Origin of the sequence: Hahnella aquatica (SeqCode) (assembly GCF_965194505.1) — a bacterium.
In the GTDB taxonomy this organism is placed as follows: Bacteria; Pseudomonadota; Gammaproteobacteria; order Burkholderiales; family Burkholderiaceae_A; genus Hahnella; species Hahnella aquatica.
Window position 1 is genome coordinate 1,117,062 of sequence record NZ_OZ239144.1, and the last position, 22,745, is coordinate 1,139,806.

Here is a 22,745-nt window from a genome sequence, read left to right on the forward strand (position 1 = left end):
CGCACCATGCAGACGACACGTGTTTTGATGCTTTTCGGCGGTCTGGCGGCTCTTTGGCTGCTCTGGTCGGGCCTCTACCTCCCCCTGATGCTCAGCCTGGGCCTTGCCTCCTGCCTTCTCGTGGTCTGGATCGTCAAGCGCTTTGAAACCGTCGACCAAGAATCGGTGCCGATGCAACTGGGCCTTGGGATCCTCACCTATTGGGGCTGGCTCGCCAAGGAAATTGTGGTCTCCAGTCTTCAGGTCAGCAAGATTGTGTTGAGCCCCTCCATGCCCATTAGCCCAACGGTGGTGCGTGTTCAGAGCATGGCCGATGGCGAAGTTGGCCGAGTTCTGTTTGGCAACTCGATCACACTCACCCCCGGCACCCTCACGATGGACATCAGCCCTCAGGGCATGATCACGGTGCATGCCCTGACCCAAGATGGCGCCGAGGGTGTTCTCACGGGCGACATGAACGCCCGGGTCGCCGCCTTCGAAGGCAGGGCCCCGAATTGATGCTCACGGTTGCTGGCTTTGCCGTTCTCGTAACCATGGCCTTGGCCTTGTTGCGTGGCCTGCTGGGGCCTGGCGTTTACGATCGGGTGCTGGCCATGAATATGTTTGGCACCAAAACGGTGCTGCTGGTGGCCTTGGTTGCCATGATCAACGGCCGGCCCGACTTTCTCGACCTCGCCCTCGCCTATGCGCTCATCAATTTCATTGGTGTGCTCGCCATCCTTCAGTTCGTGCAGAACAGTCGTAAGCGTCAAGCCCTAGAGGCACAGGCCCAACAAGCCGGCGCCGCCACGGGGGAGACCAAACAGTCATGAGCGACGTGATCCACATCGTCTCTGGCGCCTTCCTGCTGTTCGGGGGATTCTTTGTCCTGGTGGGCGGCATTGGGCTGCTGCGCATGCCCGACTTCTACACCCGCATGCATGCTGGCAGCGTGACGGAAACCCTGGGCACCATGCTGATCATCCTCGGGCTCATGATGCAGGCAGGCCTCGACCTCGCGAGCTTCAAGCTCTTCACCATACTGCTCTTCCTGCTCTTCACGGGCCCTGTGTCTGCCTACGCCATGGCCAACGCCGCCAACGTATCAGGCTTAAAGCCGATGCTCCGTGGCCCCACCGATCAGAAATCCACCGAGGGGCCCTCGTCGTGACCAGCCTGCTGGGCATCTTCACGCTTACCTTTGTGGCCATTGCCGCCTTTGCCACCATTCAAAGCCGCAACCTCTTCGTGGCCAGCATGTGGTCTGGCATCTTCAGCCTGATGATGGCCTCCAACTTCTTCATTCTCGATGCAGCAGATGTGGCGCTGACCGAGGCAGCCGTTGGCGCGGGCGTCTCCACAGTGCTCTTCATGAGCGCCCTTGCACTGACCGCCGAGCACGAGAAGCCCGATGCCACCATGCGGCCGCTGCCCATTCTTGCGCTGGGCTTGCTGAGCATCGTGCTGCTGGTGGTCAGCCTAGACCACCCTCAGGTGGGCGACCCCACGGCCCCGATCCATCAGCACATCGCGCCCTGGTACCTCCAAGAGACACCCAACCTCATCAACATTCCCAATGTCGTCACCGCCATCCTCGCCTCCTTCCGGGGCTATGACACGCTGGGAGAGGTGGTCGTGATTTTCACCGCGGGCATCGGCGTACTTTCAGTGCTGAGCTTTCGGCCCAAGGCAAAGCCGGGCAGCGCTCCAGCATCACCCTCTCACCATGCCCAAGGGGTGCAGCACCACGCGATCCTGAGGGTCGTGGGCAAGCTCATCATTCCACTGTTGCTGCTGTTTGGCCTGGTGGTTCAGTTCCACGGGAAATACACCCCTGGCGGAGGCTTTTCTGCAGGTGCGCTGTTTGCTGCGGCCGTGATGCTCTATGGCATTCTCGAGGGGCCGGCCCGCAGCGCCCGGGCCATGCCGCAGGATGTCATGCTTCGGCTCGCGGCCCTCGGCGCCTCCATCTACACCTGTGTGGGCTTTGCCTGCATGCTGCTGGGCGGCCAGTTCCTTGACTACAACATGCTGGCGAGCAACCCGCTCACGGGCCAGTACGTGGGCATTTTGTTAGTGGAGTTCGGGGTTGGTCTCACGGTGGCCACCGTCCTCATCATGGTCTTCAACGCATTCGCTACTCGGCAGCACCCCTGATGCAAATCCCAGACATCACCTTTCTCGGCCTCTACAACTATTGGGTCTACATCTTTCTGCTCATCATTGGCCTATACGCGGTGCTGGTCAAGGGCAACTATGTTAAGCGCATGATTGGCCTTGGCATTTTTCAGTCCGCTGTTTTTCTGCTGTACATCTCGATGGACAAGGTTGAGGGCGGAACGGGCCCCATCTTTCGGGGTGCGCCGCATGCCGGCGACCTCTACGCCAACCCCCTGCCCCAGGTGCTCATCCTGACGGCCATTGTGGTGGGCATTGCTGTGACCGCGCTCGGGCTGGCCCTGACCGTCCGGATCAAAGAAGAGTACGGCTCCATCGAAGAGGACGACATCGAAAGGCTCGATCGGGAGTCATGACGCTGGCCGATCACCTTCCCATCTTGGTTGTGGTGGTGCCAATGCTCTTGGCGCCGCTCGTGGCCATTCTGCCCTCAACCGGCCGCGGCCCATGGATGCTGGCCACCGCCACGAGCCTGCTGACATTCCTGATCGCCATCGGCATCACGGGCCAGGTGCTCTCCCAAGGCACCCTCCTCTACGAACTGGGCAATTGGCCTGTGCCCTTTGGCATTGGCCTGGTCATTGGCCCCTTCTCTGCACTCATGCTCCTGGTCGTGACTGGGGCCTCCTTGGCCGCCCTGCTCTGGGGCGGTCACAGCATGGATGCCGAGGTGGGCCGCTCGCATCAAGCCCTCATCTATGCCTGCTGGCTCCTTGCACTGACGGGCCTGGTGGGCATCACGGTCACAGGAGACGCCTTCAATGTCTTCGTCTTCATGGAGATCTCCTCGCTGGCGTCCTATGTGCTGGTCTCGGCCGGGCCTCAGCGTCAGGCCCTCACGGCCAGCTTTAAGTACCTGGTGACCGGAACGCTCGGAGCCACCTTCTACCTGATTGGCGTCGGCTACCTCTACATGATGACCGGCACGCTCAACATGGCCGACATGGCGAGCCGACTCGCCACCCTCTCAGACGCCACGCCCGTCTTGATCGCCAGCGGCTTCATTCTGCTGGGCCTGTGCCTAAAGGCCGCCCTCTTTCCCATGCACGCCTGGATGCCCAACGCCTACCGGTATGCGCCCACGATCGTGACCGTCTTCTTTGCGGCCTGCTCCACCAAGGTTGCGCTCTTTGTGCTCATTCGATTCGACTTTCTCATCCTGCAGCCCAATCTCATCGACCATGCACTGATCTTCTCGGCCGTTCTCATTCCGCTCTGTGTGGCGGGCTTTCTGGTGGGCTCCATCGTCGCGGTGTTCGAGCGAGACCTCAAGCGCATGCTCGGCTATTCATCGGTGGCCCAGATCGGCTATATCCTGTTGGGCGCAAGCATGGTGAGCAGTGCTGGAACGATTGCCGCCATGGTGCACATGTTCAACCATGCACTCATCAAATCGGCCCTCTTCATGGCCGTGGGCTGCCTGGTGCTGCGGTATGGCACCTCGAAGCTCGATGACCTGGCCGGCGCCGGAAAGACCATGCCGCTCACCATGCTGGGCTTTGTCCTGGCCGGCCTCTCCCTCATCGGTGTTCCCTTGACCGCCGGCTTTGTGAGCAAATGGATGCTCATCCAGGCCATGCTCGCCGAGGGTGGCCTGGGCCTGCTGCTGATCGTGCTCGTCCTGATCAGCTCGCTCATGGCCGTGGTCTACATCTGGAAGGTGGTTGAGGTCGCCTACTTCCGCCCTGCAAGCCCGCATGGCCACCCACACCAAGAGGCACCCAGGAGCATGCTCGTCATGCTTTACCTCCTGGTCGTTGCCAACTTCTGGTTCGGCATCGACCCAAGCCTGCCGCTGTCGCTGGCCAATCTTGAGTCTGCAAGCCTCATTGGGCCGACCCCATGAGCCACGAGAACCTCATTCTCCTGTCGATCTTCCTGCCGCTCTCTGCGGCCGGGGGCATCGCACTGCTCGGCAGCCGGCCCAACCTTCGAGACAGCTTCATGGTGGCGAGCGCCGTGGCCGTATTTGCGGCGGTGCTGAGCCTCTACCTTCGGATGGAGGATGGGGCCGCGCTCGCGGTCACCCTCTTCGAGATCATTCCCGGCATTGCCTTTGGTTTTTCCATCGAGCCGCTGGGCATGGTCTTTGCGCTGGTGGCCTCGGGCCTCTGGACGCTCACCTCGGTCTACGCGATCGGCTACATGCGCGGTGCCGAGGAGGAGAACCAGACCCGCTTCTTCGCCTGCTTCTCCATTGCCATTTTTGCGGCCATTGGCATTGCCTTTTCGCAGAACATGCTCACGCTGTTCATCCTCTACGAAGTGCTGTCGTTGTCCACCTACCCGCTGGTGGCCCACAAAGGCAACGACGACGCCAGGCGGGGGGCACGGGTTTATCTCGGGCTGTTGCTGGGCACCTCGATTGGCCTGCTCCTGCCCGCCATGCTGATCACCTACGCCCTCACCGGCAGCCTGGAGTTCGTGGCCGGCGGTGTCATGCAGGACAAGGTCGGGCAGAGCATCGGCGCCATACTCCTCGTGCTCTTCATGTTCGGCATCGGCAAGGCCGCCCTCATGCCATTTCATCGATGGCTGCCATCGGCCATGGTGGCACCAACCCCAGTGAGTGCACTGCTGCACGCGGTTGCGGTGGTCAAGGCCGGCGTCTTCACCGTCTTGAAGGTCAGCATCTACCTCTTCGGACTCGACTATCTCGAGGGGCTCTGGACAGCCGATCTCATGATGGCGGTGGCCGCCTTCACCATGCTTGCGGCATCGCTGGTGGCGCTTCACAAGACCAACCTCAAGGCCCGGCTGGCCTACTCCACCGTGAGCCAGTTGTCTTACATTGTGCTGGGCGCCATGCTCGCCTCCCAGATTGCAGCCATCGGTGGCGGCATGCACATTGTCATGCATGCCTTCGGGAAGATCACCCTCTTCTTCTGTGCGGGTGCAATCTATGTGGCCGCCCACAAAACTGAAATCCATGAAATGGACGGCCTTGGCCGCAGCATGCCCATCACGATGTTCGCATTCCTGCTGGGCGCCCTGTCCGTGATCGGCGCGCCGCCACTCGGCGGCCTCTGGAGTAAATGGCACCTCATGCTCGGGGCTGTGGAGGCCGGCCACGCCATCATGATCGGCGTGTTCCTGCTGAGCACACTGCTGAATGTGGCCTACCTGCTGCCGCCTGTGGTTCGGGCCTTCTTGTTGCCACCGCCCGAGGGCACACCAAAGGGCATTCACGAGGCACCGCTCTTTTGCCTGATTCCACTGAGCCTCACCGCACTGGGGGCGGTGGCACTCTTCTTCATGGCAGACCCGGTCCGCGGATTCATCGCGACCATCTTTGTTGGAGGCTCTTCATGACCCCCTTCGGACGCTTCCTTGAAGCCGTGGTGAGTCGCTCGAAGCTCCTGAGCAGGGTCATGCTCGGCATCATGGCCGCCCTGGTGGTCGCAGACATTCTCATTCCATCGGGCTACGACCGCTTCTTCTGGGAGAGCCTGAGCGGCGCCGGCGCGTTCTATGGCCTCTTCTCTTGCTGGCTGATCGTGGTGGTGTCTAAGTTCCTCGGCCACAAGTTCCTCTACCGCAAGGAGGACTACTTCGACAACGAGGCCGAGCCAAACAGCCTGATCGGCGACCCGGCTGCCCGAGAGAAGGGAGTGCCCCATGACTGACGGCGGGCAAGTCCTTCAGGCCGTCATGGCCAGCTCCGGCTGGTGGCTGCATCCGTCCTTTGTGCTCATTCTTGCAGCCTTGCTGCTGCCGTTGCTCAATGGCGTGGCCCAGCAGATGTACCGAGTGTTGCTTGCCCTGGTCTTCATGGGCCTGCTCTTTCAGATGGTGCCGGGCATCTATGGCCAGTTCAGCTTTATTGGCCTGGAGCTCACCACCGGTCGGGCCGACAAGCTCAGCATGGTCTTTGGCTATGTCTTTGGCCTGATCACCGTCATTGCCACGATCTACAGCCTGCATGTGAAGGATGTGATTCAGCATGTGGCGGGCTTCATTTATGCAGCCTCTGCTGTGGGCGTGGTCTTTGCTGGCGACCTCATCTCCCTCTATGTCTTCTGGGAAATGATGATGCTCGCCTCGGTCTGGCTCATCTGGCGGCGCGCCACAGCCACGGCCTACGCCTCGGGCTACCGATATCTGCTGGTGCATGCGGTCAGCGGCCTGATGCTGCTGGGCGGCATCGTGCTCTTTTTCTTCGAGACAGGCTCGGTGGCCTTCGATCAGATTCCCACCGATAGCGCCGCCTTCTACCTCATTCTGATCGGCTTTCTCATCAATGCGGCCGTGCCACCCCTGCATTCGTGGCTCACCGATGCCTACCCCGAGTCCACCATCACCGGGGCCATTTTCCTCAGTGCCTTCACCACCAAGACCGCTGTCTACACACTCATTCGTGGTTATCCGGGAACAGAGTTTCTGATTTGGCTTGGCACCGTCATGGCGCTTTGGGGTGTGGTCTACGCAGTGCTCTCCAACGACATTCGCCGCCTGTTGGCCTACAGCATCATCAGCCAGGTCGGCTATATGGTGGCCGGGGTGGGCATGGGCACCGCCATCGCACTCAACGGCGCAATGGCACATGCCTTCGCACACATCCTGTACGGCTCCGTTCTGTTCATGAGCGCCGGGGCTGTCATGCACATGACCGGCAAGAGCAAGCTCACGGAGTTGGGCGGCATTTACAAGCACATGCCCATCACCTTCGTGCTCTACATGATCGGCGGCTTTGCCATTTCGTCCTTCCCGCTCACCAGTGGATTCGTCACCAAGACCATGGTGATCGAGGCAGCTGCCATCGACCACCGCGCCTGGGTTTGGCTGCTGCTTTCCATGGCGTCGGTTGGCACGTTTTTATATGCAGGGCTCAAGCTCCCCTACTTCGCCTTCCTGGGCAAGGACTCCGGCCTGCGTCCGAAGGACCCCCCTTGGAACATGCTGCTGGCCTTGGCGATCTCGGCCTTCTTCTGCATCTTCATTGGCGTGGCCCCGGAATGGCTCTACCAGTTCCTGCCTGCATCGGTGGATTACAACGCCTACTCCTTGGGCCACATCTTCTGGGAGTTGCAGGTCTTGCTCTTCACCGGCCTGGGCTTCTTCCTGATGCTCAAGCACCTTGGCGGCGAGCCAAAGGCCAGCCTAGACATCGACTGGATCTACCGCAAGCTTGGGCCAGGCGTCTTCCGGCAGGCCGCCGCCTTGGTGCGCAATGCCTGGTCTGGCTTCATCGCCGCAGGCCTCGGGCTGCTTCAGTCGATCTGGTCGAGCCTGCAACGAACCCACGGACGAGACGGCATTCTGGGCCGCGCCTGGACCATCGGAGAGACCAGCGTCTGGGTGGTCGTGCTGCTCTCGATCTACGGCCTTGCTTACCTGGCTTTCTAACTTACAGCCTGAGATCGAGGGACACCGCAGACCTCAGCCGTGAGAGGTCGTCGAGGGCCACCCGCAGCGCCTCGAGTTCATGAAGGCTCAAAGGGTCGAGCTCCAAGGCGTTTGGGTTCTCACGGCCCTGGAGCTGCGCCCTTAGCCGATAGCGCTGGGCCAGGTCGAAGGCCTCCCGAATGGCCTGCGACTCACTGAGCTGAAGCTTCCCCGCCCTCTGGAGTGCAGCCAGGCGCCCGTCGGTGGACGTGATGGCCACCCCATTCATGAGGGCGAGCACTCGAGTCCAGGCCACCACGGGTGCCGTGCCCGACTTCTTGATGTCCAACTGCGGCGGCGAGAGCCAGTCGGCCCGGACGTTTCGGCTGCGAAGCCAGCGGGCCACGGCCGAGAAGAACACCGGGTTCGGGAGCTCACCCACACCATTGCGCGTGGCGTCCTGGGCCATGGCCCGAAGAAACGGGGGGTGGCGTTGAACCTCGTCGGTGACCCAAGACCGCAGCGAGCCCACCAATTCACGATCTCCATAGAGGGCTCGAAAGTCGAGAAAGATATGGGCGTCGAGAATTCGCTCAGGGCTGGGCCGCTCGAACCAGTCGCTGAGCGCTTCCCGCCAATGCGCCAGCGGCCGACACCACTTGGCGTGCTGGGCCATGACGCCACCCTTGCACAAGGGAAAGCCCACGGCATCCAGACCCTCATTCACCGCCCGGGCGAAGTCTTGAAAGAGCGGCGCCAAGACCTCGTCACCATCAAAGACAATGGCGTTGTCTTGGTCGGTGGCAATGGTCTGTTCGTCGCGGCCCTCCGAGCCCAGCGCCAGCCAGGCCCAGGGCACTGTGGGTGGGGCCATCACTCGGGAGTCTGCACGAACCAGATCGATGACCCGAACGGTCATGGCATCGTTCAAGTGGCTCATGAGCTTGGCCACCGCGGTGGCCGAGAGGCCTTCTTGGAAGAGCCGCTGCGCCAGGCGGCGAATGTCTTGACCGATGGCCGCCAACTCAGGGAAAGAGGCAGCATGGGCAATCATGGCCGAGAGGCTCCGAAGGCTCTGGCGCTGATGGGCCATGAGGTCGCTCTCGGAGAGCACGCCCACCAGCCGGCCGTCGTCTTCGAGCACCGGCAGGTGCCGAATGCCATGTGAGGCCATCTGAATCATGGCCTCCAGAACCGTCTGGTGGGTTGGCGCACAGATCACGTTCTTCGACATGACCTGCTCAATTGGTGTCTGCAGGTCCACACTGGGCAGGATGATGCGGCTGATGAGATCGTAGCGGGTGAGGATGCCCATGGGCGCGGCCTCGTCGTCCACCACCACAATGGAGCCCACACGGCCTGAGTGCATCTGTTGGAATACAACCCGCAGGGGAGCATCTGGAGGGCAGGTCAGTGGCCTGCGTCTGATCAATCGTCCGATCTGGGTCTCCGGACCCATGAGGCTCAGATCTTTTTGCAGTGCGTCATCCAATGGCTTTCCCTAGGCAAATGCGACTAGACAACGTGGGGTTCACGCGGTACTGTCAGCGAAATTTTAATAACAAAGAGGGGACAACGGTTGATCGACCTGGTCGTCATCTTGAAGGGACTCGTGGAATTCACTGGCCTGATGCTGCTCGGCCAGGGCATCGTCTATTTTTTGAGTTTCGGCCGCCATGAGAACAACGCGGTCTACAAGATGTTTGCCATCGTCACCAGCCCGGTCGTGAAGGCCGCCCGTGTGGTCACGCCCCGCCAGGTCGCAGACCGTCACATCCCTGTGGTGGGCTTCCTTCTGCTCTTCTGGATCTGGTTCGCCCTTACGGTGGTGAAGGGCTCATTGGTGGTGCCGGCCGCACAGGCCACGGGGCTTTCACCATGAGGTTGCTGCGCTGCTTCTTCAACAAGAAAGTGGGCATCTGGGCAGGCGTGTTCGGCCAGGACGAGATTGCCGCCGACTACTGGATTCGTGCCGCCGAGCTCGAAGGAACGCCTGCAGGCATGGCCACCAGCCTGATCACCGCAGCCAACCATCTCACCATCGCCAAGAAGCTCGCGGAGTCCGAGGCTGTGCTGCGCCGGAGCATCGAGATCGATGCCACCCAGGCACCCGCCTGGTTCAACCTCGGCTTCCTTATTCAGAAGCGCAATGCCCACGACGAAGCCCTCGAGGCCTTCGACCAGGCCATCCGCCACGACCCTCGTCTGGACCGTGCCCATTACGGCCGCGCCCTCTCCCTGATGGCCGTCGATCGCAACATCGAGGCCAAGGCCTCACTGGAGCGCACCGTCGACCTCCAGCCCATGAGCCCCTACGGCTATTACCACCTGGCCCACCTCCAATTCCGCATGGGCGACGAAAAAGCCTATCGCAAGACCACGCGCAAGCTTCACACCTTTGAGCCCAAGCTGGCGGTGCAGCTGCAAACCGAAACAGGCGTCGATGCTGGCGTGTCAGACCCCTTCGACAGACTGCGTTGAATTCGATTGATGAAACGGCGGGACAAGCCGGTCTTTTCTTAATGGAGGATGTATGCAACTGACGGAACGACATCTCGCCTACTGGCGAGCGCTGCTCAAGAAGACCGGTCTCTTGCTGGCCATCTGGTTTGTGGTGACCTTTGTGGTTGGTTACTACGCCGAGAGCCTGGCATTTGACTTCTTCGGCTGGCCCTTCTCATTCTGGGTGGGCGCTCAGGGGGCATTGGTCGTGTATGTACTCATCATCTGGTACTACGCACGCTCAATGAACCAAATTGACAAAGAATTCGGCGTTGCCGAGGCGGAGGAAGACTGATGGCTACTCTTGATTCTCACAGCATGGAAGCCAAGTCGCAGAAGGCCTTTAATGCGCAGTTGAAGAAGGTCTACGGCTTCTACACCGGCGGTTTCATCGGTTTCTGCATCCTGTTGGCCATTGCAGAGCAGATGGGCCTCTCACGGGCTGGCATTGGCTATGTGTTCCTCGGCGCCACCGTGTTGCTCTATGCCGGCATCGGCATCATGAGCCGCACGAACGACGCGGATGAATACTACGTGGCCGGCCGTCGCGTGCCCGCCGTCTTCAACGGCATGGCCACTGGCGCAGACTGGATGTCCGCAGCCTCCTTCATCGGCATGGCGGGTGGTCTGTACGCCGGCGGTTATGGCGGCCTGGCCTTCATCATGGGCTGGACAGGCGGATATGTGCTGGTTGCGCTCTTCCTGGCGCCGTTCCTGCGCAAGTTTGGTCAGTTCACCATTCCGGACTTCCTCGGGGCCCGTTACGGTGGCACCACCCCGCGTCTCATCGGCGTGGGCATTGCCATCCTCTGCTCCTTCACCTATGTGGTGGCGCAGATCTACGGCGTGGGCCTGATCACGACCCGTCTCACCGGCGTGTCGTTTGAGGTGGGCGTGTTCCTCGGACTGGCCGGCATTCTGGTCTGCTCGTTCCTGGGTGGCATGAAGGCCGTGACCTGGACCCAAGTGGCCCAGTACATCATCCTCATCATTGCCTACATGATCCCGGTGGTCTGGCTGTCGGTAAAACAAACCGGCTTCCCCATCCCTCAGTTGGTCTACGGCCAGCAGCTGGTCAAGGTCACGGCGCTTGAGACCAAGCTCAACGCCGACCCGAAAGAGCTGGAGGTTCGCCAGATCTTCAAAGACCGTGCGGCCGCTGCCACCGAGAAGCTCAAGAACGTGCCTGCCTCTTTCGCGGCTGATAAGGCTGCTGCTGAGGCCAAGGTTGCTGCTGCCGGCACTGACGCAGCCGCGCTGGCTGCCGCCCAGGCTGCACTGGCCAAATTCCCCGCAGACGAGGCTGCCTACACCAAGGGCCTGAATGCGGAGAAGGGCCTGGCAGCTCGTGCCAACCCGCCCCGCGCCCACGCCGCTGCATTCCCCGGCAAGGACGAGGCTGCCAAGGACAAGGCACGTCTGAACTTCCTGGCGCTGATCCTCTGTCTGATGGTGGGTACGGCTGCACTGCCCCACATCCTGATGCGGTTCTACACCACGCCGTCTGTGCGTGAGGCCCGCAACTCGGTGACATGGTCGTTGTTCTTCATCTTCCTGCTTTACTTCACGGCGCCCGCACTGGCCGTGCTGGTGAAGTTCGTGATGTACAACGACATTGTTGGTTCTCAGTTCGCCAACCTGCCCGCCTGGGTTGCCAACTGGCAGGCCGTGGACGCCTCGCTCCTGTCGATCCGAGACATCAACGGAGACGGCATCGTGCAGCTGGCCGAAATCACCATTGGTGCCGACATCGTTGTGCTGGCCACGCCAGAGATTGCCGGCCTGCCGTATGTGGTCTCGGGCATGGTGGCTGCGGGTGGCTTGGCTGCTGCCCTGTCGACTGCCGATGGCCTGCTGCTGACCATGGCCAATGCGCTCTCGCACGACGTCTACTACAAGACCATCGACCCGAACGCACCGGTGTCACGCCGCGTGATGATCTCGAAGTCGATGCTCCTGATCGTGGCCGTCTTGGCTGCCTTGGTGGCGCAACAGAAGCCAGCCGACATCCTCTTCCTGGTGGCTGCGGCCTTCTCCTTCGCTGCGGCCGGGTTCTTCCCCGCCCTGGTGATGGGAATCTTCTGGAAGCGGACCACGGGCATTGCCGCAAGCCTGGGCATGCTCGCCGGCATCGGCATCTGTGTGCACTACATGACGCTCAACCAGCCTTGGCTGCGTGAGGTGTTCTACGGCGTGGCCCGTAGCGTGCCCACGGCACCCACCGAGTGGTTCGGGATCTCCGCGATTTCTGCGGGCATCTTCGGCATCCCCTTGGGCTTTGCAGTGATCATCATCGTGAGCCTCATCACCCCGGCCCCAAGCCGTGAGGTGCAAGATTTGGTCTCCCAGGTTCGGTATCCAGACCTGAAGATGGCCTAATCCGTCAGAGGTGCTTCACCAAAGCCCGTGCAGAAATGCACGGGCTTTTTTATGCCTGCAAGAAGCGAGTGGTGTGACCCGCCAGAGAAACGGCGTCTTTAAATGTCGGCCAGCGGCATGAGGGCCGTGGCCGGCATGGCACCGGTGTGGCCCATGCGGGCGATGAGGTGGTCTAAGTGGCCTTCGAGCACCTGGCAAGACGCCACCGGCATTTCTGCCAGGGCTTGCACCAGCACACCGGCCTTGGGCTCTGGCACCTTGGCCAGGAGCTCGTTGGCCTTGGGGGTGGTGATGAGGGCAAAGGCCCGGGCGTCGTCCTGGTCGCGCTGCCGAATGACAAAGCCATCGGCCACGAGGTTTCGAACAATGTTGCTGGCGGTGGACTGGTGCACGGCCAGGCGCTCGGTGAGCTCCCCGGGTCGAATGCCGGGGTTGTCGAAGATGATGGCCAGGGCCCAGACATGGGAGCCTGAGAGGCCGGTGGCCTTTTCCACCTTTCGGTAATGCTCTTTGACGGCACGGAAAATCACGCGGAACTGCTTGAGAACCCGAACGGCTTGGTCGGGCACGTTGTTGGTCACGGGGGCCTCCCTTGGAATAATCGCGTGACACTAGCACTTCTGCCCCTGGCTGGCGAGTCTGCCCAAACCCCAACCCTGCCTGCGCCCCCGGAACCTGTTGGATATCTTAGGCCAGTCCACATCATCTAGAACAGGCGTACACTTCTGGCTATAGCGGGGGTGCCTGGCGGCAAGTTGCCGAGCAGGCTGAGAGAGACCCATTGAACCTGATCTGGTTAATGCCAGCGTAGGAAAGCTTCGATCACCCCCTCTGTCCGTCTTCTGATAAGGGGGTTTTTGTTAATGGCGTCGCCAGCGGTTGTGATCACCATTGCGGGCTCCGATTCCTCGGGGGGCGCAGGCATTCAGGCCGACATCAAAACCATCTCGGCGCTGGGCGGCTATGCGGCCAGCGCCATCACCGCCCTCACGGCCCAGAACACCACCGGCGTGCGTGCCATCCATGCCCCAGAGCCCGCCTTCCTTGCCCAGCAGATCGATGCCGTCTTCGAGGATCTAACTGTTTCGGCCGTGAAGATTGGCATGCTCCACAGCCGTGCGGTGGCCCATGTGGTGGCCCAGGCACTGGCCCGGCATCAGCCTGCCCATGTGGTGCTCGACCCCGTGATGGTGGCCACCAGTGGTGCTGTGCTGATCGATCCGGACACGGTCGAGACCCTCGTGGCCGAACTCTTTCCGCAGGCCAGCCTGATCACGCCAAATCTGGATGAAGCCGCCCACCTGCTGGGCCGGCCCGTGACCAGACTGGAGGACATGCCTGCCGCGGCCGCTGCACTGATCGACATGGGTGCGCGTGCGGTCTTGCTCAAGGGTGGTCATCTCACAAACGCGCAAGGTGACCCGAGCGGCAAGGTCACCGACCTGCTCGTGCTCGCCAACGGGCAGCAGCATGTCTTTGAGCAGCCCCGCGTGGCCACCACCAACACGCACGGCACTGGCTGCAGCCTCTCGGCCGCGATTGCCACCCTGCTCGCCCTGGGCCATGGCCTGCCGCAGGCCGTGGAGGCGGCGCAGGCCTATGTGCATGCCGGTCTTACCGCCGCCATGGGCCTGACCATTGGCAAGGGCCACGGCCCCATCAATCACTTCTTCCAGCCCGCAGCCATGCGGATTCTTCCCACCTGACCAGGAGCATCGAATGGCCACCAACCCACAGTTTCTTGCTGCCACCGCCACCGTTGACGAGGCCGCCATCCAGCCCTTGCCCAACAGCCGAAAAATCTATGTGCAGGGCTCACGGCCCGACATTCGGGTGCCCATGCGCGAGATCTCGCAAGACGACACCCCCACCATGATGGGTGGCGAACAGAACCCGCCCATCACGGTCTACGACACCAGCGGCCCCTACACCGACCCGACCGCGAAGATCGACATTCGCAGTGGCCTGGCCCCCATTCGGCAGGCCTGGATCGATGAGCGCCAGGACACCGAGCTGCTCTCGGGCCCGAGCAGCGACTTTGGCCAGACCCGCCTGGCCGATCCCAAGCTCGCGCAGCTGCGCTTTAACCTGCACCGCCAGCCGCGCAAGGCCAAGGCGGGCCGCAATGTCACACAGATGCACCATGCACGCCAGGGCATCGTGACCCCAGAGATGGAGTTCATCGCGATTCGCGAGAACCTGCGCCGGCAGGAATACATTGCGAGCCTCAAGGCGCTCGGCGACAAGGGCCAGCGCATGGCCGAGCTGCTGCTGCGCCAGCACCCGGGCCAATCCTTCGGCGCCGCCATTCCATCGGAGATCACTCCCGAGTTCGTGCGGGACGAGGTGGCCCGAGGCCGCGCCATCATTCCCAACAACATCAACCATCCCGAGTCGGAGCCGATGATCATCGGGCGCAACTTCATGGTGAAGATCAACGGCAACATCGGCAACAGCGCGGTAAGCAGCAGCATTGCCGAAGAAGTGGACAAAATGACCTGGGGCATCCGTTGGGGTGCCGACACCATCATGGACCTCTCCACCGGCAAGCACATCCACGAGACCCGAGAGTGGATCATTCGCAACAGCCCCGTGCCCATTGGCACCGTGCCGATCTACCAGGCCTTGGAGAAGGTCGATGGCAAGGCCGAGGAGCTCACCTGGGATCTCTTCCGAGACACCCTCATTGAGCAGGCCGAGCAGGGCGTGGACTACTTCACCATTCATGCGGGCGTGCGCCTGGCCTACGTGCCCATGACGGCCAACCGCATGACCGGCATTGTCAGCCGTGGCGGCAGCATCATGGCCAAGTGGTGCCTGGCCCACCACCAGGAGAACTTCCTCTATACCCACTTCGAAGACATCTGCGAGATCATGAAGGACTACGATGTGGCCTTTAGCCTGGGCGATGGCCTGCGGCCCGGCAGCGCCTGGGATGCCAATGACGAGGCCCAACTGGGTGAGTTAAAGACCCTGGGCGAGCTCACGCAGGTGGCCTGGAAGCACGACGTGCAGGTGATGATCGAGGGGCCGGGCCATGTGCCCATGCAGCTCATCAAAGAGAACATGGATCTGCAGCTCGACTGGTGCGATGAGGCGCCCTTCTACACCCTGGGGCCGCTCACCACCGACATTGCACCGGGCTACGACCACATCACCTCGGCCATTGGCGCCGCGCAGATTGGCTGGTACGGCACGGCCATGCTCTGTTACGTGACGCCCAAGGAGCACCTGGGCCTGCCCAACAAAGAGGATGTAAAGGCCGGCATCATCGCCTACAAGATTGCAGCCCATGCGGCCGACCTGGCCAAGGGCCATCCAGGCGCGCAGATTCGGGACAACGCACTCTCCAAGGCTCGGTTTGAGTTCCGGTGGCACGACCAGTTCAACCTCGGCCTCGACCCCGACACGGCCAAGGCCTATCACGACGAGACCCTGCCCAAGGAGAGCATGAAGGTGGCCCACTTCTGCTCCATGTGCGGGCCTCACTTCTGCAGCATGAAGATCACGCAGGACGTGAAGGACTACGCCAAGCAAAAGGGCCTCAACGAGCAGGAGGCCCTTCAGAAGGGCATGCAGGAGAAGTCCATTGAGTTCGTAAAGACCGGTGCGAAGGTGTATCACAAGCAATGATGCGGGTTGGCATTGCCGGCGGTGGCCTGATGGGCCGCCTGATGGCCCATTGGTGTGTGCAGCAAGGCTGGTCGGTGTCGGTTCGAGAGGCCGGGCCAGCGCATCCGGCCGTGCTCACCGAGCGGGCGGCCGCCTACACCAGCGCCGGCATGCTGAGCCCCGCCGCGGAGATGGAGGCCGGTGGCCTGCCCGTCTACGAGATGGGCCTGCGCTCCATGGCCCTGTGGCCACGCATTCACGAGGCCTGCGGCAAAGGCTTCGACCTGCAGTTGCAGGGCAGCCTGCTCATTGCGCATCCCACCGACCGTGGGAGCGCAGAGCGCATTCTGCGGCACATCCAGCCGGCTGCTGAGCATGCACCAAGGGCCCTTTCGCACGAGGCGCTGGCCGAGCTGGAGCCTGCCCTCAAGCCTCGGCTTGCCGCCTGGCTGCTCCCCCATGAGGGACACTTGTTTCCACTGCAGGCGCTGGAGGCCTTGAAGGCCAGCACCCCCGCAGACTGGGCCTTCGACACACCCGTGCATGCCGTCTTGCCCGGTGAAATACAGAGCACCAAGGGAAGCGAGACCTTCGACTGGGTCTTCGACTGCCGCGGCCGCGGTGGCCACGGCCCGAGCATGCCGGTGCGCGGCGTGCGCGGCGAGATCTTCACCCTGCAGCCTGCGGCCGACACGCCGCCCCTGAACCGGCCCATTCGCCTGCTCCACCCTCGCTGGCGTGTCTACCTGGTGCCGCGGCCTGGCGGGCAGATTGTGGTGGGCGCCACCGAGATCGAATCCGAGGACCGCTCGCCGCCCTCGGTGCAGAGCAACCTGGAACTGCTCTCGGCCGCCTTTAGCATCATGCCGAGCCTGGCCGAGGCGCGCGTGGTGAGCAGCGATGTCAACCTGCGGCCAGCCCTGCCCGACAATCTGCCCGTGGTGCAGACCGAGCCTGGCCTCACCCGCATCAATGGCCTCTTTCGCCATGGCTGGCTGCTCGCGCCGGCTTTGATGGAAGATGCTGGAAAGGCCATGGCATGCAGCCCAGCATGACGGTCTCGGTCAATGGCCAGGCGGTCTCACTGCCCGAGGGCGCGAGCCTGGAAGACCTCATTCACCTGCTCAACAAAGACCCCGTGCGTGTGGCCACGGCCGTCAACGAGACATTTGTGCCCCGCACACAACGAAGTGCTGTACGGCTCTGCCAAGGAGATGCCATCATGACTTTCGAACCCATCACAGGAGGCTGACTGTGGTTGCTGCAACGGGTTACACGCTATTCGGTCGCACACTGAGCAGTCGCTTTTTCCTCGGCACGGCAGGCCACCCCTCGCCGGCTGGGCTGGTGGCGGCCATCGAGGCCTCCGGGGCCGAAGTGCTCACCATGGGCATCAAGCGACAGGCTGCCAATGTGGCCGCCTCCGGAGACAACCAGTGGTGGTCGATCATCCGCGGCACCGGGCGCCACATCCTTCCGAACACGGCCGGCTGCCGCACTGCCAAGGAGGCCGTGGCACTGGCCCAGATGGCCCGCGAACTCTTCGAAACCGACTGGATCAAGCTCGAGGTGGTGGGCGACGACTACACCCTGCAGCCCGACAGCTTTGAGCTGGTGGATGCGGCCGAGCAACTCGTGAAACTCGGCTTTCAGGTCTTTCCCTACTGCACCGAAGACCTCATCGCAGCCCGCCGGCTCGTGGATGTCGGCTGTGAGGTGCTCATGCCCTGGGCAGCGCCCATCGGCTCGGGCCAAGGCATCGTGCACCGGCCTGCCCTGCTGCGCATGCGCGAGGCCTTTCCCGATCAGTTCTTGGTCATTGATGCCGGCATTGGCGCGCCCTCGCATGCCGCAGAGGCCATGGAAATGGGCTTTGACGCCGTGCTGCTCAACTCGGCCGTGGCCCAGGCCCAAGACCCCGTGGCCATGGCGGCGGCCTTTCGGATGGCGATTGAGGCCGGATGCCTTGGCCATGCAGCCGGCGTGATCCCCGAGCAGGCCTTTGCCACACCCTCCACGCCCGTGACCGGCCAGCCGTTCCTCATCCACAAGGCCGCAGGCTGAGCCCTTCATGAAGATCGAGACGCGGCGCGGGCACCTCACGGTTCTGGCCGACAGCCTCGAGCTCGACTGGCCGTTTGCCAAGGGCAGCGTGGCCTGCCCAGATGCCGTGCACCACGAAGGATTGTTGTCGGCCGCCTTTGATGAGAGCCTGGCCCGAGGCTATGTGGAAGAGGAGGCCAGCATCCATGCGGCCATGGCCTGCGACATGCGGCCGCACCGCCTCTGGACGGCGGGGGCAGCGTCTCATCGCGAGGCCTTCCCCACCCTGAGCCTGCCCCAGGCAACTCGCATCGATCCACCAGCGCCCTTCCCACGGCTTGCCAACCCCGCGCCCGGGGTCTACCCCGTGGTCGACAGCCAGGGCCTGCTCGAGACCCTGCTCGAGGCGGGCACCAAGATCATCCAGCTTCGCATCAAAGACCTCTCGACAGCCGAGCAGGCCGATGCCGTTCGCCTGGCCTGTCGTGCGGCCGAGCACGCCCCCGAGAGTCAGCTCTTCATCAACGACCACTGGCGTGCGGCCCTCGACCACGGCGCCTTCGGCATTCACCTGGGGCAGGAGGACCTGCTCACAGCCGACCTGACGGCCATGGCCGCCCAGGGAGTGCGGCTCGGGCTCTCGAGCCACAGCTACTGGGAGGTCGCCCGGGCCATGTGGCTCATGCCGAGCTACCTGGCCTGCGGGCCCATCTTTCCCACGCGGGCCAAGGCCATGAACTGGATTCCGCAGGGTCTGGACAACCTGGCCTATTGGGTGTCTGTGAGCCAAGTGCCCGTGGTGGCCATTGCCGGCATTCATGCCGGCAACCTCGAGGAGATTGCGGCCACCGGTGCAGATTCCGCTGCGGTGATTCAGGCGATTGTCTCCATGCCCAGCCCTGCGGCCGCCTACCGGGACCTCCAGGATCGCTGGATCAGCGCAGCAGGTTCGAGATCTCTTGGGCCAGCATCGCCGGCGGCACCGCGCCCTGAAACATGGCCTGCTCGCCCGACCCTGTCTCCAGCCTGAAGGTGGGCACCATCGAGACGCCCTTCTCGGCCCACTCCTCACAGACATGGGCCACCCGTTTGACCAGCAGCGCATCGTCCAGGGCTGCTGCAGCCCTGGCCGCGTAAAGGCCCACCTCGTTGGCGCATCGAAACAGCACGCCACGGTCGGTGAGGTCCTCTCCGTTCACGAAGTAAGCAGCAAATAGCGCTGCAGCCAAGGCATCGGCCTGCTCGCCGGCTGCAGCCATGAGCACGTGGGCCGAGAGCGTGTTGGGCTGCACCTGAATTTTCTCCAGGTTCATGGGAAGATTCACCGCCCGGGCATGGTCTGCAATGCGGGCATAGCCGGCCAGGCCAGACTTGCCAAATTTCTGCTCGAGGTACTGCTGCCGAGGCATGCCCTGGGCCGGCAGGTGGGGGTTGAGCTGATAAGGGCTCCACGAGATGGTGAGCCGCGAGGGAAGTTCCGGAAACTCCGCCTTCACGCGGGCCAAGGCCAGGGCCAGGTGCTGTCGACCGATGTAGCACCAAGGGCAGACCACATCGGAAATGATTTCAATTTTGAGAGCTTGCATGCCGTGGTTTCAAAACGCGCTTTAAGGTGGCAGGAAGGCCAGACCTCGACCGGGGACACCCCGCCCGAGGAGGAGGACCTCACGTGCCCGTTGTGTGGGCGCCCCATGGTACCTGGGCCCACGGTCGATGAGCACCACCTGGTGCCTCGGTCGCTCGGGGGCCGCGAAAAGCAACGGCTGCACAAGGTCTGCCACCGGAAGATCCACCAGGCCTTGAAGCCCCGCGAGATCGCACGGCACTACACCACCTGGGCGTCCCTGCGGGACCAGCCCGAGATCGCCACGTTCATCGACTGGGTTCGCAAGCGCCCGCCCGAGTTTCTCGGGTAACCTCGCACCATGGTCATCGGATGGGTTGTGATTTTCTGCCTGGGCTTCTTGGCGGGCTATGTGGTGGGGCGCAAGAAGCCTCCACGGGGGGACTGAGCCTTTCCCGAAGGCCTCTCGAAGGGCCCGAGCACAGCGCCCCCCTAAAAGTTTTTGCACCGCAACAAACCTTTGCTACACTTCCGTCATACAAATTCTCATGTTGGCGGAGGTGATCCATGTCAGCCCCTTTTCTGCCCATGCACGGCATCGAAGTTGACCCGGCGCTCTGCGCCTTCATCGACCAGGAAGTGCTGCCCAACACGGGCATCAGCCCGAACACCTTCTGGGCCGGCTTCGACCAGATCGTGGCCGAGTTCGCGCCTCAGAACGATGCGCTGCTCGCGGAGCGCGACCGCCTGCAGGCCGAGCTCGATGCCTGGCACCAGGCCCATCCAGGCCCCATCCAAGACATGGCGGCCTACCAGGCCTTCCTCTCTAAGATTGGCTACCTGGTTGCAGAGCCCGGGCCAGTCAAGGCCTCCACAGCCAATGTGGATGACGAACTGGCCGTTCAGGCCGGGCCGCAGCTGGTGGTGCCCGTTCTTAATGCACGCTACACGCTGAACGCGGCCAATGCCCGCTGGGGCAGCCTCTACGATGCGCTCTACGGCACCGATGCCATTCCTGAGGCCGACGGCTGTGCCCGCGGCGAGGCCTACAACCCAAAGCGTGGTGAGAAGGTCATGGCCCGCGCACGGGCCTTCCTCGACGAAACCATTCCCCTGGCCCAGGGCTCGCACGCCAACAGCAGCCGCTACTGGGTGGAGTCGGGCCGCGTCTGCATCCAGCTCGCCAATGGCGAGGTCACGGGCCTTCGTGACCCGGCTGCATTCCTGGGCCACCAGGGCGACCTGCTCGAGCCCAGCGTGCTGCTATTCCGCCACCACGGCATCCACTTCGAACTCGTGATCGACCCCAAGACCAGCATTGGCCAGGTCGACCCAGCCGGCGTGAGCGACATCATTCTCGAGGCCGCGCTCTCGACCATTCTCGACCTGGAAGACTCGGTGGCCGTGGTGGACACGGCTGACAAACTGCTCGGCTACCGCAACTTCCTGGGTGTCGTGCAGGGCAGCCTCACCGAGCGGGTGCTCAAGGGCGGCAAGACCGTTCTTCGCGGCTTGAACGGCGACCGCTATTACACCAAGCCCGAGGGCGGCAGCCTCGTGCTGCCCGGCCGCTCCTTGCTCTTCGTTCGCAATATGGGCCTGCTCACCACGCACCCAGCCGTGCGATATCGCAAGGCCGATGGCTCCTGCCGCGACATCCCCGAGGGCATCCTGGATGCCGTGGTCACCGTGACCATTGCCCTGCACGACATCCAAGGCCATGGTCGCCTGCCCTCGGGCGAGGCCATTCGCAACAGCCGTGCAGGCAGCATTTACGTGGTCAAGCCAAAGCTGCACGGCCCGGCCGAGGTCGCCTTCAGTGCTGCGCTATTCGCCAAGGTGGAGGCCCTGCTCAGCCTGCCCGCCAACACCGTGAAGCTGGGCGTCATGGATGAAGAACGCCGCACCAGTGTGAACCTGAAGGCCTGCATCGCAGCGGCCGAGAGCCGCATTGCATTCATCAATACGGGCTTTCTCGACCGCACCGGCGATGAGATGCATTCGGCCATGCTCGCAGGCCCGATGATTCGCAAGGCTGACATGAAGGCGAGCGCCTGGATTCAGGCCTATGAGCGCAACAATGTGCTTGTGGGCCTGGCCTGCGGACTGCGCGGCAGGGCTCAGATTGGCAAGGGCATGTGGGCCATGCCCGATAAAATGGCCGCCATGCTCGAGCAGAAGGTGGCCCACCCCAAGGCGGGTGCCAACACGGCCTGGGTGCCCAGCCCCACGGCGGCCACGCTGCATGCCCTGCACTACCACCAGGTGGCGGTGGCCGACATTCAGCAGGGCCTCGAACAGATCGACGCAGAGACCGAGCGCGCCACGCTCCTTCAGGGCCTGCTCACGGTGCCGGTGGCCGAGAGCGCCAACTGGTCTGAGGCCGAGAAGCAGCAGGAGCTCGACAACAACATCCAGGGCATTCTGGGTTATGTGGTGCGCTGGATCGACCAGGGCGTGGGCTGTTCCAAGGTGCCCGACATCCAAAACGTGGGCCTCATGGAAGACCGGGCCACCCTGCGCATCTCAAGCCAGCATGTCTGTAACTGGCTGCACCACGGTGTCGTCACGGAGGACCAGGTTCGTGCCACCTTCACGCGCATGGCCTCGGTGGTGGATGAGCAAAATGGTGGCGATCCGTTCTACACGCCGATGGTGCCGAACCTATCAGGCAGCAAAGCCTTCCAGGCCGCCTGCGACCTGGTGTTCAAAGGTCTCGAGCAGCCCAATGGCTACACCGAGCCGCTGCTCAACCAGTGGCGCCTGGCTGCAAAGCAGGCCGCATAGGGCTAGACTGTTGGCATGCGTATGGATGCCCATCTGCTCATGAAAGGCCTGTTCGTGGCGACGGCCGCGTGGGCCACCCTGGGCGCCACGGGCGTGCAGGCTGCGCCCGCCAAGAAGGAACCCCTCGCCTGCTTCATCTCGGAGCGCAAGATCAATCGAGAGCAGACGCGCATCAATTGCATCTACAAGTGCCCGGACGGCCGCTCGGAGAGCGAAGTGATTCCCCGGGCCGCCCAGTGCCCGTCGAAAATCGAGGTCGTTCGCTAGGTCGTTCGCTAGGTCGTTCGCCAGCAGGTCTTTCGAGGGAGCCCTCAGGAGGGCGCTGAGGACAGAGCGCCTCACCCTCTCCCTTCAGTTTCATCCTCTCGGGCCGATT

25 protein-coding genes and 1 riboswitch are annotated in these 22,745 nt (G+C 62.7%); of the genes, 22 read left to right on the forward strand and 3 right to left on the reverse strand.

The window, feature by feature from the left end:
* Window positions 1–6 precede the first annotated feature (6 nt).
* The 9 genes from AC8GDA_RS05765 to AC8GDA_RS05805 are packed head-to-tail and all read left to right on the forward strand — an operon-like array spanning window position 7 to window position 7,503.
* On the forward strand, window positions 7–498 hold the full coding sequence (locus tag AC8GDA_RS05765; protein ID WP_506555584.1) for a Na+/H+ antiporter subunit E: 492 nt from the start codon (window positions 7–9) through the stop codon (window positions 496–498).
* Window positions 498–812 (forward strand): MrpF/PhaF family protein, encoded by a 315-nt coding sequence (locus AC8GDA_RS05770; protein ID WP_506555585.1) that lies wholly within the window; start codon window positions 498–500, stop codon window positions 810–812. The genes AC8GDA_RS05765 and AC8GDA_RS05770 overlap by 1 nt, the downstream gene beginning before the upstream one ends.
* Complete coding sequence (gene mnhG, locus AC8GDA_RS05775; protein ID WP_506555586.1) at window positions 809–1,150, forward strand: monovalent cation/H(+) antiporter subunit G; 342 nt, start codon at window positions 809–811, stop codon at window positions 1,148–1,150. Before AC8GDA_RS05770 ends, mnhG begins: the two co-directional genes overlap by 4 nt.
* Window positions 1,147–2,136, forward strand: a complete 990-nt coding sequence (locus AC8GDA_RS05780) for a DUF4040 domain-containing protein (RefSeq protein ID WP_506555587.1) — start codon at window positions 1,147–1,149, stop codon at window positions 2,134–2,136. The genes mnhG and AC8GDA_RS05780 overlap by 4 nt, the downstream gene beginning before the upstream one ends.
* Window positions 2,136–2,513 (forward strand): cation:proton antiporter subunit C, encoded by a 378-nt coding sequence (locus tag AC8GDA_RS05785; protein WP_506555588.1) that lies wholly within the window; start codon window positions 2,136–2,138, stop codon window positions 2,511–2,513. Before AC8GDA_RS05780 ends, AC8GDA_RS05785 begins: the two co-directional genes overlap by 1 nt.
* Window positions 2,510–4,003 carry a monovalent cation/H+ antiporter subunit D family protein gene (locus tag AC8GDA_RS05790; protein WP_506555589.1) on the forward strand — a complete coding sequence of 498 codons (1,494 nt, stop codon included), beginning with the start codon at window positions 2,510–2,512 and terminating at the stop codon, window positions 4,001–4,003. Before AC8GDA_RS05785 ends, AC8GDA_RS05790 begins: the two co-directional genes overlap by 4 nt.
* The gene (locus AC8GDA_RS05795) at window positions 4,000–5,469 is read left to right on the forward strand and encodes a proton-conducting transporter transmembrane domain-containing protein (protein WP_506555590.1); all 1,470 of its coding nucleotides are present in this window, start codon (window positions 4,000–4,002) and stop codon (window positions 5,467–5,469) included. Before AC8GDA_RS05790 ends, AC8GDA_RS05795 begins: the two co-directional genes overlap by 4 nt.
* The gene (locus AC8GDA_RS05800; RefSeq protein ID WP_506555591.1) at window positions 5,466–5,783 is read left to right on the forward strand and encodes a hypothetical protein; all 318 of its coding nucleotides are present in this window, start codon (window positions 5,466–5,468) and stop codon (window positions 5,781–5,783) included. Before AC8GDA_RS05795 ends, AC8GDA_RS05800 begins: the two co-directional genes overlap by 4 nt.
* Entirely contained in the window at window positions 5,776–7,503 is a 1,728-nt protein-coding gene (locus tag AC8GDA_RS05805) for a Na(+)/H(+) antiporter subunit D (protein ID WP_506555592.1), read from the forward strand. Before AC8GDA_RS05800 ends, AC8GDA_RS05805 begins: the two co-directional genes overlap by 8 nt.
* A gap of 1 nt (window position 7,504) precedes the next feature.
* Here the strand turns inward: AC8GDA_RS05805 and AC8GDA_RS05810 are convergent, their stop codons facing one another.
* Entirely contained in the window at window positions 7,505–8,941 is a 1,437-nt protein-coding gene (locus AC8GDA_RS05810) for a DUF294 nucleotidyltransferase-like domain-containing protein (protein ID WP_506557207.1), read from the reverse strand.
* A gap of 120 nt (window positions 8,942–9,061) precedes the next feature.
* Between AC8GDA_RS05810 and AC8GDA_RS05815 the strand changes: the two genes are divergently transcribed.
* Genes AC8GDA_RS05815 through AC8GDA_RS05830 form a run of 4 tightly spaced genes read left to right on the forward strand, consistent with a single transcriptional unit; the run spans window position 9,062 to window position 12,363 of the window.
* The gene (locus AC8GDA_RS05815; RefSeq protein WP_506555593.1) at window positions 9,062–9,364 is read left to right on the forward strand and encodes a hypothetical protein; all 303 of its coding nucleotides are present in this window, start codon (window positions 9,062–9,064) and stop codon (window positions 9,362–9,364) included.
* A complete protein-coding gene (locus AC8GDA_RS05820) occupies window positions 9,361–9,963 on the forward strand; it encodes a tetratricopeptide repeat protein (RefSeq protein WP_506555594.1) in 603 nt (200 codons plus the stop codon). The genes AC8GDA_RS05815 and AC8GDA_RS05820 overlap by 4 nt, the downstream gene beginning before the upstream one ends.
* Before the next feature lie 52 nt (window positions 9,964–10,015).
* Window positions 10,016–10,279, forward strand: coding sequence for a DUF4212 domain-containing protein (locus AC8GDA_RS05825; protein WP_506555595.1), 264 nt, complete (start codon window positions 10,016–10,018; stop codon window positions 10,277–10,279).
* 23 nt (window positions 10,280–10,302) lie between these two features.
* Window positions 10,303–12,363, forward strand: a complete 2,061-nt coding sequence (locus tag AC8GDA_RS05830; protein WP_506555596.1) for a sodium:solute symporter family protein — start codon at window positions 10,303–10,305, stop codon at window positions 12,361–12,363.
* A 98-nt stretch (window positions 12,364–12,461) separates the two neighbouring features.
* Here the strand turns inward: AC8GDA_RS05830 and AC8GDA_RS05835 are convergent, their stop codons facing one another.
* Window positions 12,462–12,944 carry a MarR family winged helix-turn-helix transcriptional regulator gene (locus AC8GDA_RS05835; protein WP_506555597.1) on the reverse strand — a complete coding sequence of 161 codons (483 nt, stop codon included), beginning with the start codon at window positions 12,942–12,944 and terminating at the stop codon, window positions 12,462–12,464.
* Between the two features lie 145 nt (window positions 12,945–13,089).
* Window positions 13,090–13,195, forward strand: a riboswitch (TPP riboswitch).
* A gap of 31 nt (window positions 13,196–13,226) precedes the next feature.
* On the opposite strand from AC8GDA_RS05835, the gene thiD reads away from it, so the two are divergent.
* Genes thiD through AC8GDA_RS05865 form a run of 6 tightly spaced genes read left to right on the forward strand, consistent with a single transcriptional unit; the run spans window position 13,227 to window position 19,048 of the window.
* Window positions 13,227–14,069 carry a bifunctional hydroxymethylpyrimidine kinase/phosphomethylpyrimidine kinase gene (gene thiD / locus AC8GDA_RS05840; RefSeq protein WP_506555598.1) on the forward strand — a complete coding sequence of 281 codons (843 nt, stop codon included), beginning with the start codon at window positions 13,227–13,229 and terminating at the stop codon, window positions 14,067–14,069.
* Between the two features lie 13 nt (window positions 14,070–14,082).
* Window positions 14,083–15,996: a phosphomethylpyrimidine synthase ThiC gene (thiC, locus tag AC8GDA_RS05845; RefSeq protein WP_506555599.1), complete on the forward strand. Its 1,914-nt coding sequence runs from the start codon at window positions 14,083–14,085 to the stop codon at window positions 15,994–15,996.
* Window positions 15,993–17,030 (forward strand): FAD-dependent oxidoreductase, encoded by a 1,038-nt coding sequence (locus AC8GDA_RS05850; RefSeq protein ID WP_506555600.1) that lies wholly within the window; start codon window positions 15,993–15,995, stop codon window positions 17,028–17,030. The genes thiC and AC8GDA_RS05850 overlap by 4 nt, the downstream gene beginning before the upstream one ends.
* Window positions 17,015–17,227 carry a sulfur carrier protein ThiS gene (gene thiS, locus AC8GDA_RS05855; protein ID WP_506555601.1) on the forward strand — a complete coding sequence of 71 codons (213 nt, stop codon included), beginning with the start codon at window positions 17,015–17,017 and terminating at the stop codon, window positions 17,225–17,227. Before AC8GDA_RS05850 ends, thiS begins: the two co-directional genes overlap by 16 nt.
* Before the next feature lie 2 nt (window positions 17,228–17,229).
* Complete coding sequence (locus tag AC8GDA_RS05860) at window positions 17,230–18,039, forward strand: thiazole synthase (RefSeq protein ID WP_506555602.1); 810 nt, start codon at window positions 17,230–17,232, stop codon at window positions 18,037–18,039.
* A gap of 7 nt (window positions 18,040–18,046) precedes the next feature.
* Window positions 18,047–19,048: a thiamine phosphate synthase gene (locus AC8GDA_RS05865; RefSeq protein WP_506555603.1), complete on the forward strand. Its 1,002-nt coding sequence runs from the start codon at window positions 18,047–18,049 to the stop codon at window positions 19,046–19,048.
* Here AC8GDA_RS05865 and AC8GDA_RS05870 read toward each other — a convergent pair.
* Window positions 18,954–19,604, reverse strand: a complete 651-nt coding sequence (locus tag AC8GDA_RS05870; protein WP_506555604.1) for a DsbA family protein — start codon at window positions 19,602–19,604, stop codon at window positions 18,954–18,956. The two genes, AC8GDA_RS05865 and AC8GDA_RS05870, sit on opposite strands and share 95 nt — an antisense overlap.
* Before the next feature lie 105 nt (window positions 19,605–19,709).
* On the opposite strand from AC8GDA_RS05870, the gene AC8GDA_RS05875 reads away from it, so the two are divergent.
* The 3 genes from AC8GDA_RS05875 to AC8GDA_RS05885 all read left to right on the forward strand — a co-directional run bounded on the left by AC8GDA_RS05875 (window position 19,710) and on the right by AC8GDA_RS05885 (window position 22,636).
* On the forward strand, window positions 19,710–19,934 hold the full coding sequence (locus tag AC8GDA_RS05875; RefSeq protein ID WP_506555605.1) for a hypothetical protein: 225 nt from the start codon (window positions 19,710–19,712) through the stop codon (window positions 19,932–19,934).
* 215 nt (window positions 19,935–20,149) lie between these two features.
* Entirely contained in the window at window positions 20,150–22,369 is a 2,220-nt protein-coding gene (locus tag AC8GDA_RS05880; RefSeq protein WP_506555606.1) for a malate synthase G, read from the forward strand.
* 15 nt (window positions 22,370–22,384) lie between these two features.
* Window positions 22,385–22,636 carry a hypothetical protein gene (locus AC8GDA_RS05885; RefSeq protein ID WP_506555607.1) on the forward strand — a complete coding sequence of 84 codons (252 nt, stop codon included), beginning with the start codon at window positions 22,385–22,387 and terminating at the stop codon, window positions 22,634–22,636.
* Window positions 22,637–22,745 lie beyond the last annotated feature (109 nt).